We start from the raw sequence: 15,947 nt of genomic DNA on the forward strand, positions 1-15,947 counted from the left end.
TGGACTTCGTTGAATCTCGCCTTGCGCATGTGAGCTCCTATCGCCCTCCATGCTAACTAATTCTTGGTATACCGTGGTGGGGAAAGGTCAGGGAACTCCTCGTTTCCGTTGACTGGTTTGTTGGCACTTCCTGCTTGGCAAGTTAATGCCTAATGAAGAGGGAGGAGTCCATCTCATTGATTTAGTTTTTCCTACTGGCGTATTTCATGGTGATTGTCAAACACCCAGGTTTGTTCACTGCTTCGATAGGGGTTGATATCCAGGCCGCCTCGTCGGGTGTATCGTGCCCAGACTTCCAGCTTGGTCGGTTTGCAGCGCTGCTGGATGTCCATGTAGATACGCTCCACGCACTGCTCGTGGAATTCGTTATGGTCACGGAAAGAAATGATGTATTTCAGTAACCCGGCCCGGTCTATCGGCTGGCCGGTATATCGAATTGAGACCATCCCCCAATCCGGTTGTCCGGTGACTAGGCAGTTGGATTTCAGCAAGTGCGAGTAGAGCCACTCGGAGACTGGTGGCTGGGCTGAGTCGGTGGTCAGCAACGCTGGGGCGGGCTGGTAGGTATCTATTTCGACATCCAGCTCATCCAACAGCACCCCATTTGGCACGGCAAAGTGACGATGTGATAGTACGTTGACAGGTGATATCTGGACTTTGACGGGGCTGCCGGCGGCTTGACTCAGATCGGTGGTGATAGTGTTGCTCACTTCATCCAGGCTGCTGAAGCGGGTCTGGTTGAATGAGTTCAGGTACAACTTCAATGATTTCGATTCAATCAGGCAGGGTGAGCAGGCGGGCACGCGGAAGGTACCAATAGCTACCACGGGCTTGCCTCGTGCATTCAGCCACGAGAGCTCATAGGCATTCCAAAGATCTTCACCCCAGAAAGGCAAGGCAGCTTCTGCAATGCCAATTTCGGCCCGTTTGCCAACGCGGAGAATCGGGTGCAGCAGGCTGGGGGTATATTGGCTAAGGTAGCTCACCGCTTTGCCAAGCGGGGAGGCTTCAGGGGTATTGTGCATGGTCAATTCGTCTTGTAATGAAACGGCCCGGCCCTGGTGACAGGATTTGATGATCCGCTGATTCGCATTTTGGGCAGGGGCCAGGGCAACACTTAGGATGAAGGATCGGGCATCATCTCGATGTGGTGATGCCTCTCCCAATTCTACCCAATAATGACCGGGCAGGCTCTATTGACGCGGCTTCATAGCCCGGCCAGCCGAGCCTGGAGAGTCAGCGTGGGCCTCGGCTCTTCAGTGGTTGGGGTTGAGGCCGGTTTCGCCCTGCGGTGCCGGGCTTAGTACGGCTTGCGCTGGACTTCCCATAGCTCGGTGCGTGCTGGCGCTCTCCGATCCGAGGAGCCGGGATCAAATGATGCGGTGCATTGCCGATCAGGTCACGACGCCCCATGCGGATCAGGGCCTCACGTAACAAGGGCCAGTTTTCCGGGTCATGGTAACGTAAGAATGCCTTATGCAGCTTGCGCCGCTGCCCGTCACGGATCACTTCGACTTTTTCAGAGCTGCGCGCCACTTTGCGGAGCGGATTGCGCCCGGTATGCCACATGGTGGTGGCCAAGGCCATTGGCGTAGGGGTGAATGATTGCACCTGATCGGGTTTGAAGTTATTCCGTTTCAACCACAAGGCCAGGTTCAGCATGTCTTCATCACTGGTACCAGGGTGGGCAGCAATGAAATAAGGGATCAGATATTGTTTTTTGCCCGCCTGCGCCGAGAAACGCTCGAACAGTGCCTTAAATCGCTCGAAGGTGCCAATGCCCGGCTTCATCATTTTGCTGAGCGGCCCTTCTTCGGTATGCTCAGGCGCAATCTTGAGGTAACCGCTGACATGGTGGGTGACCAGCTCTTTGATGTACTCGGGGGATTCGACCGCCAAGTCATAGCGCAAGCCGGAGCCAATGGTGACTTTCTTCACGCCTGGCAGGGTACGCGCCTTGCGATAGAGCTGGATCAAGGGTGCATGATCGGTGTTCAGATTTTCACAGATGCCAGGGTAGACGCAGCTTAAACGGCGGCATGATGATTCGATCTTCGGGTCTTTACAGGCCAACCGGTACATATTGGCGGTCGGGCCACCCAGATCAGTGATGTGACCGGTAAAGCCCTTGGTCTTGTCTCGGATCTCTTCGATCTCGTGCAGGATCGATTCCTCTGAACGGCTTTGGATGATGCGCCCCTCGTGCTCGGTAATTGAACAGAAGGTACAACCGCCAAAGCAACCGCGCATGATATTGATCGAGAATTTGATCATGTCCCAAGCTGGGATGCGTGCATCACCATAGCTTGGATGCGGGTTGCGTGCATATTGCAAGCCATACACATAGTCCATCTCCGCCGTGGTCAGCGGGATCGGGGGAGGATTGAGCCAGACATCGCGCTCACCATGCAATTGCACCAACGCCCGCGCGTTGCCAGGATTCGATTCAAGGTGCAATGTGCGGCTTGCATGGGCATATAGCACCGGGTCATGCGCCACGGCTTCATACGATGGGATGCGGATCACCGTGCGAGCACGCTGCGCTTTACGGGCAGCCAAGCGTTCGTCACGCGATACGATGCGCACCGTTTGGGCACCGGCAGGGGCCGTGACTGGTGCCGCACCGGCGGGCTCCATGGCGTAGGGGTCGGGGTGTGGATCGACTTTACCTGGCATATCGACGGTGGAGGAATCCATTTCGCACCAATCATCATCGGGCAGCCACTGATGCGGCGCCATGAAAGCCGTACCGCGCACATCCCGGATCTGGCTCAGGCGCTCGCCGGCGGCTGCACGATGGGCGATCTCGACCAAGGCCCGCTCAGCATTGCCAAACAGTAACAAGTCTGCTTTGGAATAGATCAGCGCAGATTGTCGTACCTTATCGCTCCAGTAGTCATATTGCGCGATGCGTCGCAAGGAAGCTTCGATCCCGCCAATCATCACATCTACCCCTGGAAACGCCTCTTTACAGCGCTGGGCATACACCATGCAGGCCCGGTCCGGACGTTTGCCAGATGCGGCATGGGGTGTATAGGCATCGTCCGAGCGGGGCTTACGGTCTGCCGTGTACCGGTTGATCATGGAATCCATGTTGCCCGCCGTCACGCCAAAGAACAGACGTGGCTTGCCTAATGATCGAAACGCCTCTGCCGACTGCCAGTCGGGCTGTGAAATGATGCCGACTCGGAAGCCTTGCGCCTCAAGCAAGCGGCCCACCAGCGCCATCCCAAAGCTGGGATGATCGATATAGGCATCGCCGGTGACAAGAATGATGTCGCACACATCCCAACCCAACTGTGCCATCTCGGCCCGGCTCATGGGCAGGAAAGGAGCAGGCCGGCTGGCAGGAGAGTTGATCGGGTAGGAGAAAATCGGTTTGGCGGGTGCGAGAACGTTGGTCATCAGTGCTTCGGTTGGACAGAACAAGCCCTATATTGTCTCAGATTTGATCGCCCCTTGCGGGAAAAAGTTGTGTTTTCATCAACATACCCCGGCCCGGTCGGGATAACCACAATCGACATCCGGCCCAAGGTGCAGCGCCAGACAAAAAGCCGGGTTCCCCCGGCCTTTTGTCTGGATCGAACCGGACTCAACTCAGTTGACGCGTTTGATACGATCCTGCGCACCTGGTGCCACCGGCACATGTGCCTTGAAATAGGCCTCCAGTGCGTCCAGATCGATCATGCCGCCCAGGCGGTTGGTGCCTTGGTTCAGCACAGTGAAATTGTCCCCACCAGTCGATAGGAAGCTGTTCACGGTGATGCGATACGCTGCAGCAGGGTCGATGGCAACGCCATTGAGCTTCATGGATGCTGCAATGACGCGCTCGCCCAAGGGCTTACTGGCATCCCAGGTATAGCTGAAGCCTTTTGACACCTGCAGTACCTTGGGCTTTGCCTGATTGCCACCCTTCCACTGCTGTTCAAGCAGCTCCTTGACCTCACTGCCTTTCAAGGTCATGGTGACCAGATTGTTGCCGAACGGCTGTGAAGCATACAGCTTGCCAAAGCTCACTGTGCCAGATGCATCAGGGGTGATGGGCGCACGGACACCGCCCGGGTTCATGAAAGCAATCTGCGCGCCGCCCAGCTTGGCATCCTTTGTCGCCTCCAACTGTGCATCTGCAATCACATCACCCAGTGGCGATTCCCCATCAGCGTTGCTCTCGATGTCCAGCATGGCTGTTGCCCGACCGACCGGACGCTCTTCAAGCGGTTTGACCAACTTGCTGACCCGATCGATCAATGCAGTCTGTTTTGCATCCATCGCCACATCAGTCTTGACCACGAGATTGGCGGCTTTGGACTCGATGATGTCTCGGGTGCGCGGATCGAGTTTGATATCGATCTCAGTCAACAAGCGCCCATAAGACATGGCACTGGTCACCAGCTTGCCATTGATATTGCAGTTGTATGCCTGATGGGTATGGCCACTGACCACTATGTCCACGGCCTTGTCGAAACGATTGACGATATCGACGATTGGGCCAGAGATACCTTTACAGTCGTTATAACTGCCAGCCTGCAGGCCACCCTCATGGATCAACACCACTACGGCTTCAACACCCTGCGATTTCAGCTCTGGAATGAGCTTGTTGACTGTCTCTGCCTCATCCCTGAAATCCAGCCCAGTGACACCAGAAGGTGTCACGACAGTCGGTGTATCCTTCAGCGTCATGCCGATGAATGCAACAGGAATGCCATTGAATTGCTTGATCTGATACGCTGGCAGCAATGTTTTACTGGTAGCGGTGTCCACCACATTGGCCGCCAGATACTTGAATTTGGCACCTTCGAAATTCACGCCGCTTCGGCAGCCATCCTCGGCGTGGCAACCGCCATTCTGCATGCGCAACAGCTCGTCTTTGCCCTCATCGAATTCATGGTTGCCCACTGCGATGAAATCCAAGCCCATCAGATTCATCGATTCGATCGTCGGCTCATCATGGAACAGCGATGACAGCAATGGGCTCGCGCCGATCAGATCCCCGGCGGAAACCACCACATGGTTCGGGTTCTTGGCACGCAGCATGTTGATCCAAGTCGCCATCGCCTCTGACCCACCTGCAGGCACTTTCGCCACTTTGCTTGGGTCTGCGGGATCAGGCACCGACACCGTACCTGGCGACTTCAGGTTGCCATGAAAATCATTGAACGCAATGATCTTGGCCTCAACCGGCCCCTGCCCTTCGCGAATACTTTGACACCCGCTCAGCGCCGCCGCCAAGGCCAGTGACAGCGTTACCAGTTTGAATTTGAACATTCCGAAACTTCCTCACAAATTGATCTATCCACCCACACCACCCAGATTGCTTATCATGTGAGACGGTGCCCCGGTGAAACATGCTTCCGCAACCCCGATCCCTGTGCCTGCTCATGCACCATAGTCGATACCGGGGCAGTTTGTGGCTGCTCGCGACACATTGCTGCACGAGCGGATTCCACTGCATCAAGCGCGGTCTGCCGGGTCGGCAGGCCCTTGCATCGGCCATGACAGCCGACACCCTTCACCCCAGCCCTTTGCGCAATCAGGCAGTCTGTCCGTGATGAAAACGGGCTACGTCATCACCGCACACACCCCATTGGTGATCGTTGCGCCGCCCCCGCTTGGCGAGCTGGCCAACCGGGTTTCACGGAATCCGCGGATTTTAACAAAGTGTCGTCCATCCTCCCTAATTTCTATCAATCCAGGCCATGGAAGGTGGACGTTTCAAATGCTGCTGATATGGCTCATCAACCATGGCCAATCAGGTGCCGAGGCATCACGACACGTCAGATCAACACTGGGAGGATGACATCAACAACTGACAAGGGGTGGCGGATATAACTCTGTACCAAGATCCAGAAGATACAGGAGAAAACTGACCTGGCTTTGGCCGCGGATAGCAGGGTGATTGCACCCTACTGATTCACCGGAAGTCATACCGCACGCTGACGCCGACATCATGGCGCGCGTATTCTGAGATTGGGATATTGGAATGACGGGCAATGTAATCCCAGCGCAGTTGCACGCTGGTGGATTTGGTGGCCTTCCAAGCCACGCCTGCGCCAACGGACCACTGCCTGTCTTTGCGGTTGATCAGGAAGGCTGGGTTTGCCCGATCATACTGGCCTCGTAAGGCACCTGCTACGAGATACCACTCGGTATCCACCGTATCGCGCCATACGCCTTGAAAGCGGACACCGCTGAGCCGCGCATTGCCATCTGTGCGATCCGCAGCACCGACTTCGCGTGCGCCAAACACTTGGCTGGCCCACTGCCAGCGCTGGCTATCCGGGCTGTAAATCCAGCTCAGGGACGAGGCTTGTTGGTCGAAATTGTTGTCTGCCAACCACGGCGCCGGGTACTGGTGGCGCATCAGCTGATTGGAAAACAATAGGTGGTGGTTGGTATTCAGGCGTTGCCACCAATCGATATTCCCGCCCCAACTACGACGATTGAGCTGCGGGCCCAGAGTTGCCCACTGCCCAATGGCGTTGATGACCACCAGGCTGTCCCTGAAGCCATACTGCAAACCGGTTCTGACTTCCGCATCATCGGTATGGAACTCGGGAGAATGGCGAAAGCGCTTGAAATTGGTGCGGACGCTGGATACCGAGCGCAGGGTGCCTGTCAACAGGATCGAGGCATCCCCACCTGCGGTGAAACGTCCATAGCGATCCCGCATTTTCACGTTTTTGGGGTTGAGCTTGACTTGCAACCCGCCCAGTGCGGGAACGGTCATGAGGTCTTGTCTGGGTGAGGTGTTGATATTCGAATCCCACCCCAATGCAGCATCAACAAAGCCATTGAACACATAAGAGCCACTGTCGCTAGGGCGCTCCAATGCAGCCAGATGTCGCATCACCGTGGCCCGCGCTGCAGGTGGCGGCTGCAAGTCCAGGATGGTGTCGAATACGGCTTTGGCTCGGATATGGTCGCCCATCATCAGATAGGCCCGGCCAAGGTCCAACCAGGCTGCGGCATGGCGTGGGTTTTGTGCCACAACGCGCTCCAATGCAAAGCTGGCAGGCTCTGGCAGGTTATTGGCCAGATAGGCGACACCCAGCAGGTAGTCATAATCCACCTGCCCTGCCCGCTGAATCTCCTCGGGTGCCAGGAGCTGCAAGGCTTGGCCTGCCTGGTCTTGTTTCAACAGCAACTCTGCCTGATCAAGCAGGTTGGATTCGGTGCCCCACACCGTCGTGGCCGAACCCAGGCAAAGCACTACCCACCAGCGTACTATGCGCCGGCGCCATATACTGATTTTCTTCATGGACGAGACAATACCGCGACACCATTGACAGTTTGCCCTGTCTGGGTGGTCAACCCAAACCCGGTAGCCAAACCTTTACCCTGCTGACCGACCAGCAACCCTGTGGCGGAACCGGTGCCATGTCCGACTCCACAACCCTTTCCACTGCACGAGGTCTGCAGTTGCACCTGGCCTACCGCGAAATCCGTGAGCGACTGAAATCCATTCATGCTGCCATGCCAATCCCGCTGTTGCGCATCTGTCAGGTGGACGTCATATCGGGTGACGCCGGGGTTGCCACCAAACATCACATCCACCGCCATATTGTGGATACGCCCACCCAGGCGGCCATGCTCATCGGTCAAGCAGGACTGCCCCACGATCTTGTCAAAGGTGAAGGTGCCGTTGATGCGTTGGATCACATCCATGGTAGTGGCGCCACCAGGGGAATAGATGAAATGATGGGCAGACACGGCATGATCCTCACCGGTTTCCTGATCAATCTGGAATGCACCCTCCGCACCGCCCGCATACAGCCCCCAGAACACAGGTGCACTATCCACCAGCGCACCCCGGAAATGCACCAGCTTGGCGTCGCTTCTGAAGAAGTTGAAGCCTGTATCCGTGTCCGCCATGGCCATCGGGATATTAGTAAGCGGGTCCAGCAATGTGGCGGCGGACTCCAGGGCTGCATCCATAATGCTGGAATTGAGGACGGTGCCATGCCCCTTGCTCAGTTGGTTCACCCCGACATAGGCCGAGCCCGCAGGCGCGATTACCATCTCAATGCCATCAAAATCAATGACCACCCGGTTGCTGCTCAATCGCAGGGCCTGCACCACGTCATCCATCGTGGTGTCCTCGACGCTAGGCATGCTCTTACGAGAGGTGGTGAGCAAATCCGCCGCTGTGGTGCCCAGCATGGCTGGCAACCCATTCAGTCGGGTCGGACTGGCGCCAGGCGATACGAAACCGACCTGCGTCGGCGCCAGCGCCAATTTGCCACCACCAGCCTCGACCACCGTGCCACCGCTCAACACGCGGTTATAGGTTCCCGCAGCCAGGCCGTGGCTTGGCTGTGCCACATGGAATACTTCATGATCCGTGCCCCGGATGCCGATCCTGGCCACGGGTGTGGCAATCGCATAGTTCTCTTTATGCAGCTTGCCGATTTCACCGGTGATGGCACGCAGGCCGCCTTCGACCAAGGTGATCGCAAAACGCTCCGTTCCATCCATCTGGCTGGGGCGGCGGAATGTATCGATGACCACGCGTGAATTCTCGTGCAACATCAAACGCCCAGCATCGGCCATATGCAATTGCGCCAAGGCATCATTGGCCACTACCAAGGTATCCCCTTCACAGATTGGATCATCTTTTTTCAGATACCGTGGCTCACCGTCAGGCTGCCTGGCAGTGATCGATCCCTTGGCGAACATGACTCGACCGGCAAACAATGCAAGCTGCCGCCGCCCGGTACCACCCATGCCGTTACCCGCCACCAGACCCGTGCCACCGATACCATTTTCGATGGACTTGTCCTCAGGCTTGCCCAGCCCCGGCTGGACTCCGGTGCCGCCGATGCCATTATCACGAGGACGACCATCACGTTCTGTCCCGGGCAAAGCACCCGTACCACCGATACCATTGTCGCTAGGAGGCAGCGTCTGCTGCTGATACCCTGTTCCGCCGATACCGTTGTCCTGCGGCGCCTCGCACACCCCCGCCATGGCAGATGTCGCGAACAGCAGCAACCCCAGGCTGCAGGCCAGCACCCTATTCAACAATGCGTCAGTTGGACGGCTCATCCGTCACCTCTTGTTCAGGTTCACAATAGAAATAGATGCCACAGTTGATGCGCATAGGCGCGGCTGGCGGCTGGGTACGATCCGCTTTCATGGCCATGGCTTGCCGGCTCAGCAGTTGCAGCACACTCATGCCTTCTGATTCCGCCAAGGTTTTGAGCGCCGCCACCTCAGTGGTGGTCAACCCGTCGTAAAACACACATCGCTCCAGAAATGGTGGCAGCGCACCGCTCACGTTATGCGCCACAGCGGCAATGTGATCGTGCAGGTTCTGCCCCGCAAAAAAGACCTTGTCGTCCTGGCTGGCATTGGGCAGAAACTCTTTCACCTTCAGGTGGACACGATCCTCTGCATCCACCGCCACCCGCTGTAGTCGCAGCCATTCATCCAACACCACGCGGGGTCGGATGTCTTTGCTCACCGATTGCACCAGTGCTTCAAACGACTGCCCGCCCCCGTGGCTCGCCAGTCGCGCCAGAGGCAGAGGATTCCCCGCCTCATCCAGATAGTCGGGCGTGCTTATCCAACGGGCAAACAACTGCGCAGTCAGCGACTCATACGCCAACTTGGCCGTGGGCTCATCCCGCAAGCGCCTGACATCTTTCCGGTGCACTCCGGTCAACAAGCTGATCCGGCTGTCGGTAGGCGGCTTGCCATCAATCGACAAGGTCTCAGCTTCTTTGACATATGCCTCTTTCAGTAATTCCAACAAGGCCGGGTAAGTCACGCCATTCCCCAACAGCAGGCGAACCAGCGGGCGTAGCAGATGACGAACAGCGATCAGAAGGCGGGATGAGGGTGCGCCTGGGAGTGGACTGTCCATAGCGGTGGATACGTCATGTATTTGGAATAGTCCGACCATCATAGCATGAAGCATTGACGCGGGAAAATATTCCACATACTATTTGCGAGTGATTTTTTCCCACGCAATCAAGTCATCATACTTCCAGGCAACCAATTCCGATGGCAGGTGATTGCAGCTCAGGAGCCCGACCATGAAGAATCTTCTGCACAGCGCCCGCATGCTGGCTGGCCCACAGTCATCGATGATGAGCACCCGCTATTGGAAATACCTGATCCGAGCAGTAGCGATCTACCCATTGACCAGACGTTGGCTGGGCTATCTGATGGATGATGAACAGCGTGCGGAGATGACCCGTTGCAACACGCAACTGCTGCTCAAGCTGCAACGGCCTTACATCCGAAAGAACATCAGCCTGCGTGAGAAACTGAGCATTCTGGAAGCGCACTACGACTTCATGGATCGCCATCTCACCAGCCATCTGCGTCAGGCTCTATACCAGACCGGGCGATTGGCATTGGGGGAATGCGTCGGCAAGAGCGGGCAGCGTTATCGGGTCGAGCTGAATCCGACCCGCTCATTTGACAAGGAAGGCGAGCTGATGGTGTGCCTGATCGCGCCATCCAACGAAGGCGTGCTGACACGCGCGGTATTTTCGATTCGACAGGATGCGGGGGGATATGCAATGGAAATCGGCTGTCTGCAAGGCCCTCGGCGCAATCTCGGCAATGAAGCGATCAAGACTGCCACGCGAGATCTGCATGGCCTGCGCCCGAAAAACCTGGTGATGCGCTGCCTGTATGACTTGGCCAAGCAGTGGGGCATTCAACGGGTGTACGCGGTGGCGGGGCGCTTCCATGTCTATCACACGCCCTTCCGCCGCCAGCGCACCATTTCCGCTGACTATGACAGCTTTTGGGAGGAGCTGGGCGGGCAGCTGACCACCAATGGCCGTTTCGCCTTACCGCCTGAGCAACCGCGCAAAAAGCTGGAAGAGATCGACAGCAAAAAACGTGCGCAATATGTACGCCGCTTCAGCCTGGAAGATGATCTGAGCAGCAGCATCAGCGAGGCACTGGCCATCAGCACACCACCGGCCATCCAATCCGGCCAGGTATTGATCCTGCAGCCAGCTTTCCTGAATCGCTTTCATCAGGCTGCGTGACAGCGTGCATGCAGCAAGGTGACAGACATGGCTGACGACCGCTCAGGTGTGTGATACCACTGGCAACCGCTGGCCCAGCACCTCACCCCAGTCCTGGAGTGAGAGCCGCCGCCAGCCCGTCTGCCGATAGAATGCCAAGCCACGTTGATTGCCAGCAGACACCCCCAGGTGGACACCCGGCACACTGCGCCGCGTAAAATCATCCAGCAACGTCTGCATCAGCCTACGCCCCCAACCCAGGCCTTGCGCCTCCGGCAGCAAATCGATATGGACATGGGCGGGATAACCTGCCGTGTCCGGTAAAGGCGGGTGCCCCCTGTGCAGGGCGCGGATCATCTGCGCCTCAGCGGATCGATCCTGCTCCGCGGGCATCGGATAACGCCTGCGCAACGACGGAAACCAGCTCTCCTCGCACCGCGCATGAAAGCGGGCGGAATCCGGCGCACCGATGACATAGCCGACCACCTGCCCATCCTGGGTCAAGACGTAGCAGGAGTCAGGCTCCAACACGGCATAAGGCCCGGCATAGACATGCCCAATCAGCTGTGGATCACTGTACTGTGCTGATGCATCCAGCCCTTGATCACCCGTCAACAGGCAGATCCGGTACAGCGTCGTCAAGTCCGCCGCTTGATAGGGCCGAATCTCAAACCGTGCCATCCAGCTTGGAGATCAGACACACCGCCTCGGCGGCAATGCCTTCTCCCCGCCCTGTGAAACCCAGCCGCTCGGTTGTCTTGGCTTTGATATTGACCTGATCCGGCAACAACCCCAGATCATCTGCGATATTGGCCACCATTTGTGGAATATGGGGGGCCATCTTCGGCGCTTGGGCAATGATCGTTGCATCGACATTCACCACACGGTAGCCCTTTTCATGCAACAGCTTCCAGGCATCGCGCAGCAACACCCGGCTGTCGGCATCTTTGTAACGGCCATCGGTGTCTGGGAAATGCCGCCCGATATCACCTAACGCAGCCGCACCCAGCAAGGCATCGGTCAGCGCGTGCAACAACACATCCGCATCCGAATGCCCCAGCAGCCCTTTCTCGAAAGGAATGGTGACCCCACCGATGATCAGCTTGCGCCCCTCGACCAATGCATGCACATCAAAACCTTGTCCAATTCTCATAAGCGCCCTTCTTCAATTGGCCGTCCGAGCTGGGCACAGATCCACCTCAACCATACCCGACCAAAAAACATGAGGGACGGGAAAATACCCGCCCCGACTCAATGAACGATTCGTCACGCAGGATGCGCAATGATCCACTCTGCCAATGCCAGATCAGCAGGAAAGGTGATCTTCAGGTTGCGGGCACTGCCCGCCACCAGCCGTGGCGCATATCCCAGACGCTCAATGGCAGAGGCTTCGTCAGTCACACCAGCATCCAACTCACCAGACAGCGCCTTGCTCAATACACCATGACGGAACATCTGGGGCGTTTGCGCCTGCCACATACCGTCGCGAGGCACCGTTTCTACGACCTGTTGCCCTTCACCGGCCCGTTTCAAGGTATCCGCGACCGGCACCGCCAGGATACCCCCCACCGGATCATCTGCCAGCGTCTGCAACAATCGGCTCAAATCCGCCTGCGCCAGACACGGCCTGGCCGCATCGTGCACCAAGACCCAGCTGGAATCGGCCATGACAGGGGCAATTGCCTGCAGCCCGTTTCTGACCGACTCGGCACGGCTGGCACCACCACAGCGCAGCACGGTGAGCTTGGATTGCGCAAACTGCCAATCGTACTCATCGAACCACTCGTCTTCCGGGCTGATCACCACCACAATCCGGTCGATGGCCGGGTGGATCATGAATGCCTGCACGGTATGACGCAGCACGGGCTGGCCAGCCAGCGGCAGATATTGCTTGGGGATGGCAGATGCCATACGCGAGCCACTGCCCGCAGCGGGCAGCAGGGCAATACGCTGCTCAACCACCGGCATCGACAGGCTCCGATGGGGTGGTCAATTGACGCCAGATACAGCTGCCCTTGACGGCTTTGTCCAGGTCTTTGAGATAACCCTCGTGCGCGGCTGACTCGTCGTCGGTAGCGGCAATCACTTTAAGCGGGCCGCGCTTGCCCGCCTGGAATTGGATGGTCGCCGCTGGCGAGGCCTCACCCATATCCATCATCAAGCTTTCCTGCCCCCGTGTCATGGACAGATAGACATCCCCCAGCAGCTCGCAGTCGATGAGCGCGCCGTGCAACACCCGGGCGGACCGATCCACCCCGAAGAAGTCACACAAGGCATCCAGATTGTTACGCTTGCCAGGCCGCATCTCCTTGGCCATGGCCAGGGTATCGATCACGCCGGCGACCTGGTCCTGAATCCGCCCCATGCCCAACATGGCAAACTCATGGTTGATGAAGCCCAGATCAAATGGCGCATTGTGGATGATCAGCTCCGCCCCTTTGACGAAATCGAGAAATTCCCGTGCGATCTCAGCAAATTTCGGCTTATCCGACAAAAACGCCGTCGTCAGACCGTGCACGTTCAGTGCCGCCTCATCACTGTCGCGCTCAGGGTTGATATAGAGGTGCAGGTGCCGATCTGCAGGTGAAATGACGCGATTGATCATTTCCACAGCGGCGATTTCAATGATCCGATGCCCTTGCGAGGGCTCCAGACCGGTGGTTTCGGTATCGAGGATAATCTGTCTCATAGTCATTTCAAGCAGTGATCAACGCCACACCCTGATTAGCCAGCTGGTCGGCGCGTTCATTCATTTCATGTCCGGCATGCCCCTTCACCCAACGCCACTCCATCTGGTGTTGGGACTGGGCCAGATCCAGCTGCTGCCATAGATCCGCGTTCTTGACTGGCTCGTTCTGACTGTTGCGCCAGCCTTTGCGCTTCCAGCCGTGAATCCATTCACTGATGCCTTTCTGGACATATTGTGAATCGGTGTAGACACGTACCTGACACGGGCGTTTCAACACCTTCAGCGCTTCGATCACTGCCCGCAATTCCATCCGATTGTTGGTGGTGTCGGCCTCACCACCGAACAGCTCTCGCTGATGCCCACCGTAGATCAGCAAAGCCCCCCAGCCACCCGGGCCGGGATTGCCTTTGCAGGCGCCGTCGGTATAGATCTCGACGACTGTTTGTTCACTCATGATGTGGACCTGTACTTCCCTTCTGATGCGTACTGACGTTGGCGCCCTGGCGCTCGGCCAGGGCAGCGAGACGTGCCCGCAGTTTATGTTGTTGCCAGGCGGGGGTGATAAGGCGCATACCCTGCACCCGCTTGACTGCGTGCAGGAAATACACACCACCGGCCACCGGCCACCAGCGCGCGCCCAACCGCTCCATGAATCCAAACCGCTGTCGCCACTGTGGCTGGACAAAAGGCGGAACATAGCATGTCAGCTGATTGTCACTGATATCGAAACTCAACAGCTTCAACCAGTCCTTGATCCGTGGCAGGCTCAAAAAGTGGCCCCGCCAGGGCATGCCTTGCCGCTTGAGCCATAGCCGCTTGCCCCCCCACAGACTCCAGGGGTTGAACCCGGCGATCAGCAACTGACCATCCGCCACCAGCACACGCTCTGCTTCGCGCAGCACCTGATGCGGGTTGGCATTGAAATCGAGCACATGTGGCAGCACAATGAGATCGATACTGCCGGATTCAAGCGGCAGGTTGGCCGGATCACAATGCAGATCGACCATGCCCACCCGCCCGATCTTGATACGGTGCGGCATCCGATTGGCCCGCAACAGATCCAACTGTGACATGCCCACCTGCACCGCATGAAAGCCGAACAGATTGGTCACCACCTGGTCAAAATAGGCCTGCTCGTGTTCGATGACATACTGTCCGAGCGGGCTTTCCCACCAATCATTCCAGTCCGGCATAAACCACCCTTTCCTTCATTGGCGCCCAGTGGGCGCCCCGTTTCGAGGCAATGATGAACATCTTCCCGATCCCGGCCTTCAATGATAATTATATCTGGCTTTTGCAAGAAGGCTCGCACGCTGTTGTTGTAGACCCAGGCGACGCGGGGCCGGTGCAGGCGCACCTCGCTCGCGAACAACTGACGCTCGACGCCATCCTGGTCACCCACCATCATGCTGATCATGTGGGCGGCGTAACGCAGCTGGCGAGCCAATGGCACTGTCCGGTCTTCGGCCCGGCCATCACCCCCTTTACCGGCGTGACCGATCCGGTACTGGATGGCGAACACCTGACATTGCCCACCTTGAATCTGACGCTGCAGGCACTGGCGGTACCAGGCCACACGCTGGACCATCTGGCCTACTATGGTGATGGCATGCTGTTTTGTGGCGACACCTTGTTTGCCTGTGGCTGTGGGCGCCTGTTTGAGGGCACCGCCGCACAGATGTACCAGTCGCTATCCCGTCTGGCCGCCCTGCCAGACACAACGCAGGTGTATTGCAGCCATGAATACACCCTGGCCAATCAGCGCTTTGCCCTGGCAGCAGACCCGGACAATGCTGATCTCCACCAACGGCACCAGCGCGATCTGCAGGCCCGTGCCATCAATCAACCCACCCTGCCCTCGACAATCGGGCTTGAGAAACGAACCAATCCATTTTTACGGCATCAAACAGCCACCCTCATCGAGCGTGCCAGCCAACAGATGGGCCAGACGCTGTCGGCGGGTGAAGCCACCTTCGCAGCACTACGCGCCTGGAAGGATCGTTTCTGAGTCAGGCCACATGGTCTATCATGGCCAAAAACGGAACAATCGGCTGAGTCCAATTTCGATTAACCCCTGCCGAGGCGCCGCCAGCACCCACTCAACCGCCCGGCGGGCCCGCGCGGAAGACCGGCAGAAGAGTCCGCTTATTGCATTCAAAACCCATGCAGTACAAGGTTACACTATGATGATTGCCTGGCCGCGCCCACCCCGCAGGCAGACAAGCTGCTTTGACTTCACCAAAAGCCCCCGATTAAAATTCGCCCTCGTT

Annotated in this window: 14 protein-coding genes; 2 read left to right on the forward strand and 12 right to left on the reverse strand. The window is 57.6% G+C overall.

Features of this window, described 5'->3' with window-relative positions; translation table 11 throughout:
- Positions 1-191: 191 nt before the first annotated feature.
- From queF to HNQ59_RS14375, 6 genes are all read right to left on the reverse strand, one after another.
- On the reverse strand, positions 192-1,025 hold the full coding sequence (gene queF / locus HNQ59_RS14350) for an NADPH-dependent 7-cyano-7-deazaguanine reductase QueF (RefSeq protein ID WP_184040846.1): 834 nt from the start codon (positions 1,023-1,025) through the stop codon (positions 192-194).
- Between the two features lie 211 nt (positions 1,026-1,236).
- Positions 1,237-3,321 carry a YgiQ family radical SAM protein gene (locus HNQ59_RS14355; RefSeq protein ID WP_246491015.1) on the reverse strand — a complete coding sequence of 695 codons (2,085 nt, stop codon included), beginning with the start codon at positions 3,319-3,321 and terminating at the stop codon, positions 1,237-1,239.
- A gap of 276 nt (positions 3,322-3,597) precedes the next feature.
- The gene (locus HNQ59_RS14360) at positions 3,598-5,265 is read right to left on the reverse strand and encodes a bifunctional metallophosphatase/5'-nucleotidase (protein ID WP_184040852.1); all 1,668 of its coding nucleotides are present in this window, start codon (positions 5,263-5,265) and stop codon (positions 3,598-3,600) included.
- A gap of 646 nt (positions 5,266-5,911) precedes the next feature.
- On the reverse strand, positions 5,912-7,258 hold the full coding sequence (locus HNQ59_RS14365) for a surface lipoprotein assembly modifier (RefSeq protein ID WP_184040855.1): 1,347 nt from the start codon (positions 7,256-7,258) through the stop codon (positions 5,912-5,914).
- A complete protein-coding gene (locus HNQ59_RS14370) occupies positions 7,255-9,045 on the reverse strand; it encodes a FecR family protein (protein ID WP_184040858.1) in 1,791 nt (596 codons plus the stop codon). The genes HNQ59_RS14365 and HNQ59_RS14370 overlap by 4 nt, the downstream gene beginning before the upstream one ends.
- The gene (locus tag HNQ59_RS14375) at positions 9,029-9,865 is read right to left on the reverse strand and encodes a DUF6502 family protein (RefSeq protein ID WP_184040861.1); all 837 of its coding nucleotides are present in this window, start codon (positions 9,863-9,865) and stop codon (positions 9,029-9,031) included. Before HNQ59_RS14375 ends, HNQ59_RS14370 begins: the two co-directional genes overlap by 17 nt.
- Positions 9,866-10,037: 172 nt before the next feature.
- On the opposite strand from HNQ59_RS14375, the gene HNQ59_RS14380 reads away from it, so the two are divergent.
- Complete coding sequence (locus HNQ59_RS14380; protein ID WP_184040863.1) at positions 10,038-11,009, forward strand: VirK/YbjX family protein; 972 nt, start codon at positions 10,038-10,040, stop codon at positions 11,007-11,009.
- A gap of 42 nt (positions 11,010-11,051) precedes the next feature.
- On the opposite strand, the gene HNQ59_RS14385 is transcribed toward HNQ59_RS14380, so the two are convergent.
- From HNQ59_RS14385 to HNQ59_RS14410, 6 genes are all read right to left on the reverse strand, one after another.
- On the reverse strand, positions 11,052-11,669 hold the full coding sequence (locus HNQ59_RS14385) for a GNAT family N-acetyltransferase (protein ID WP_184040866.1): 618 nt from the start codon (positions 11,667-11,669) through the stop codon (positions 11,052-11,054).
- Positions 11,656-12,141, reverse strand: coding sequence for a 2-C-methyl-D-erythritol 2,4-cyclodiphosphate synthase (gene ispF / locus HNQ59_RS14390; protein ID WP_184040869.1), 486 nt, complete (start codon positions 12,139-12,141; stop codon positions 11,656-11,658). The genes HNQ59_RS14385 and ispF overlap by 14 nt, the downstream gene beginning before the upstream one ends.
- Before the next feature lie 113 nt (positions 12,142-12,254).
- On the reverse strand, positions 12,255-12,956 hold the full coding sequence (gene ispD / locus HNQ59_RS14395; RefSeq protein ID WP_184040872.1) for a 2-C-methyl-D-erythritol 4-phosphate cytidylyltransferase: 702 nt from the start codon (positions 12,954-12,956) through the stop codon (positions 12,255-12,257).
- Positions 12,943-13,677 carry a DNA polymerase III subunit epsilon gene (dnaQ, locus tag HNQ59_RS14400; protein WP_184040875.1) on the reverse strand — a complete coding sequence of 245 codons (735 nt, stop codon included), beginning with the start codon at positions 13,675-13,677 and terminating at the stop codon, positions 12,943-12,945. The genes ispD and dnaQ overlap by 14 nt, the downstream gene beginning before the upstream one ends.
- Positions 13,678-13,684: 7 nt before the next feature.
- Positions 13,685-14,131, reverse strand: coding sequence for a ribonuclease HI (gene rnhA, locus HNQ59_RS14405; RefSeq protein ID WP_184040878.1), 447 nt, complete (start codon positions 14,129-14,131; stop codon positions 13,685-13,687).
- Positions 14,124-14,870 carry a methyltransferase domain-containing protein gene (locus tag HNQ59_RS14410; RefSeq protein ID WP_184040881.1) on the reverse strand — a complete coding sequence of 249 codons (747 nt, stop codon included), beginning with the start codon at positions 14,868-14,870 and terminating at the stop codon, positions 14,124-14,126. The genes rnhA and HNQ59_RS14410 overlap by 8 nt, the downstream gene beginning before the upstream one ends.
- Before the next feature lie 50 nt (positions 14,871-14,920).
- On the opposite strand from HNQ59_RS14410, the gene gloB reads away from it, so the two are divergent.
- Positions 14,921-15,685, forward strand: coding sequence for a hydroxyacylglutathione hydrolase (gene gloB, locus HNQ59_RS14415; protein ID WP_184040884.1), 765 nt, complete (start codon positions 14,921-14,923; stop codon positions 15,683-15,685).
- The last annotated feature ends 262 nt before the right edge of the window (positions 15,686-15,947 follow it).

The organism is Chitinivorax tropicus, assembly GCF_014202905.1.
In the GTDB taxonomy this organism is placed as follows: domain Bacteria; phylum Pseudomonadota; class Gammaproteobacteria; order Burkholderiales; family SCOH01; genus Chitinivorax; species Chitinivorax tropicus.

Bases quoted from the DNA above. Each gene is read 5' to 3' on its own strand.
- queF (WP_184040846.1), bottom strand. From the start codon at position 1,025: ATGCACAATACCCCTGAAGCCTCCCCGCTTGGCAAAGCGGTGAGCTAC.
- HNQ59_RS14355 (WP_246491015.1), bottom strand. From the start codon at position 3,321: ATGAGCCGGGCCGAGATGGCACAGTTGGGTTGGGATGTGTGCGACATC.
- HNQ59_RS14360 (WP_184040852.1), bottom strand. From the start codon at position 5,265: ATGTTCAAATTCAAACTGGTAACGCTGTCACTGGCCTTGGCGGCGGCG.
- HNQ59_RS14365 (WP_184040855.1), bottom strand. From the start codon at position 7,258: ATGAAGAAAATCAGTATATGGCGCCGGCGCATAGTACGCTGGTGGGTA.
- HNQ59_RS14370 (WP_184040858.1), bottom strand. From the start codon at position 9,045: ATGAGCCGTCCAACTGACGCATTGTTGAATAGGGTGCTGGCCTGCAGC.
- HNQ59_RS14375 (WP_184040861.1), bottom strand. From the start codon at position 9,865: ATGGACAGTCCACTCCCAGGCGCACCCTCATCCCGCCTTCTGATCGCT.
- HNQ59_RS14380 (WP_184040863.1), top strand. From the start codon at position 10,038: ATGAAGAATCTTCTGCACAGCGCCCGCATGCTGGCTGGCCCACAGTCA.
- HNQ59_RS14385 (WP_184040866.1), bottom strand. From the start codon at position 11,669: ATGGCACGGTTTGAGATTCGGCCCTATCAAGCGGCGGACTTGACGACG.
- ispF (WP_184040869.1), bottom strand. From the start codon at position 12,141: ATGAGAATTGGACAAGGTTTTGATGTGCATGCATTGGTCGAGGGGCGC.
- ispD (WP_184040872.1), bottom strand. From the start codon at position 12,956: ATGCCGGTGGTTGAGCAGCGTATTGCCCTGCTGCCCGCTGCGGGCAGT.
- dnaQ (WP_184040875.1), bottom strand. From the start codon at position 13,677: ATGAGACAGATTATCCTCGATACCGAAACCACCGGTCTGGAGCCCTCG.
- rnhA (WP_184040878.1), bottom strand. From the start codon at position 14,131: ATGAGTGAACAAACAGTCGTCGAGATCTATACCGACGGCGCCTGCAAA.
- HNQ59_RS14410 (WP_184040881.1), bottom strand. From the start codon at position 14,870: ATGCCGGACTGGAATGATTGGTGGGAAAGCCCGCTCGGACAGTATGTC.
- gloB (WP_184040884.1), top strand. From the start codon at position 14,921: ATGATGAACATCTTCCCGATCCCGGCCTTCAATGATAATTATATCTGG.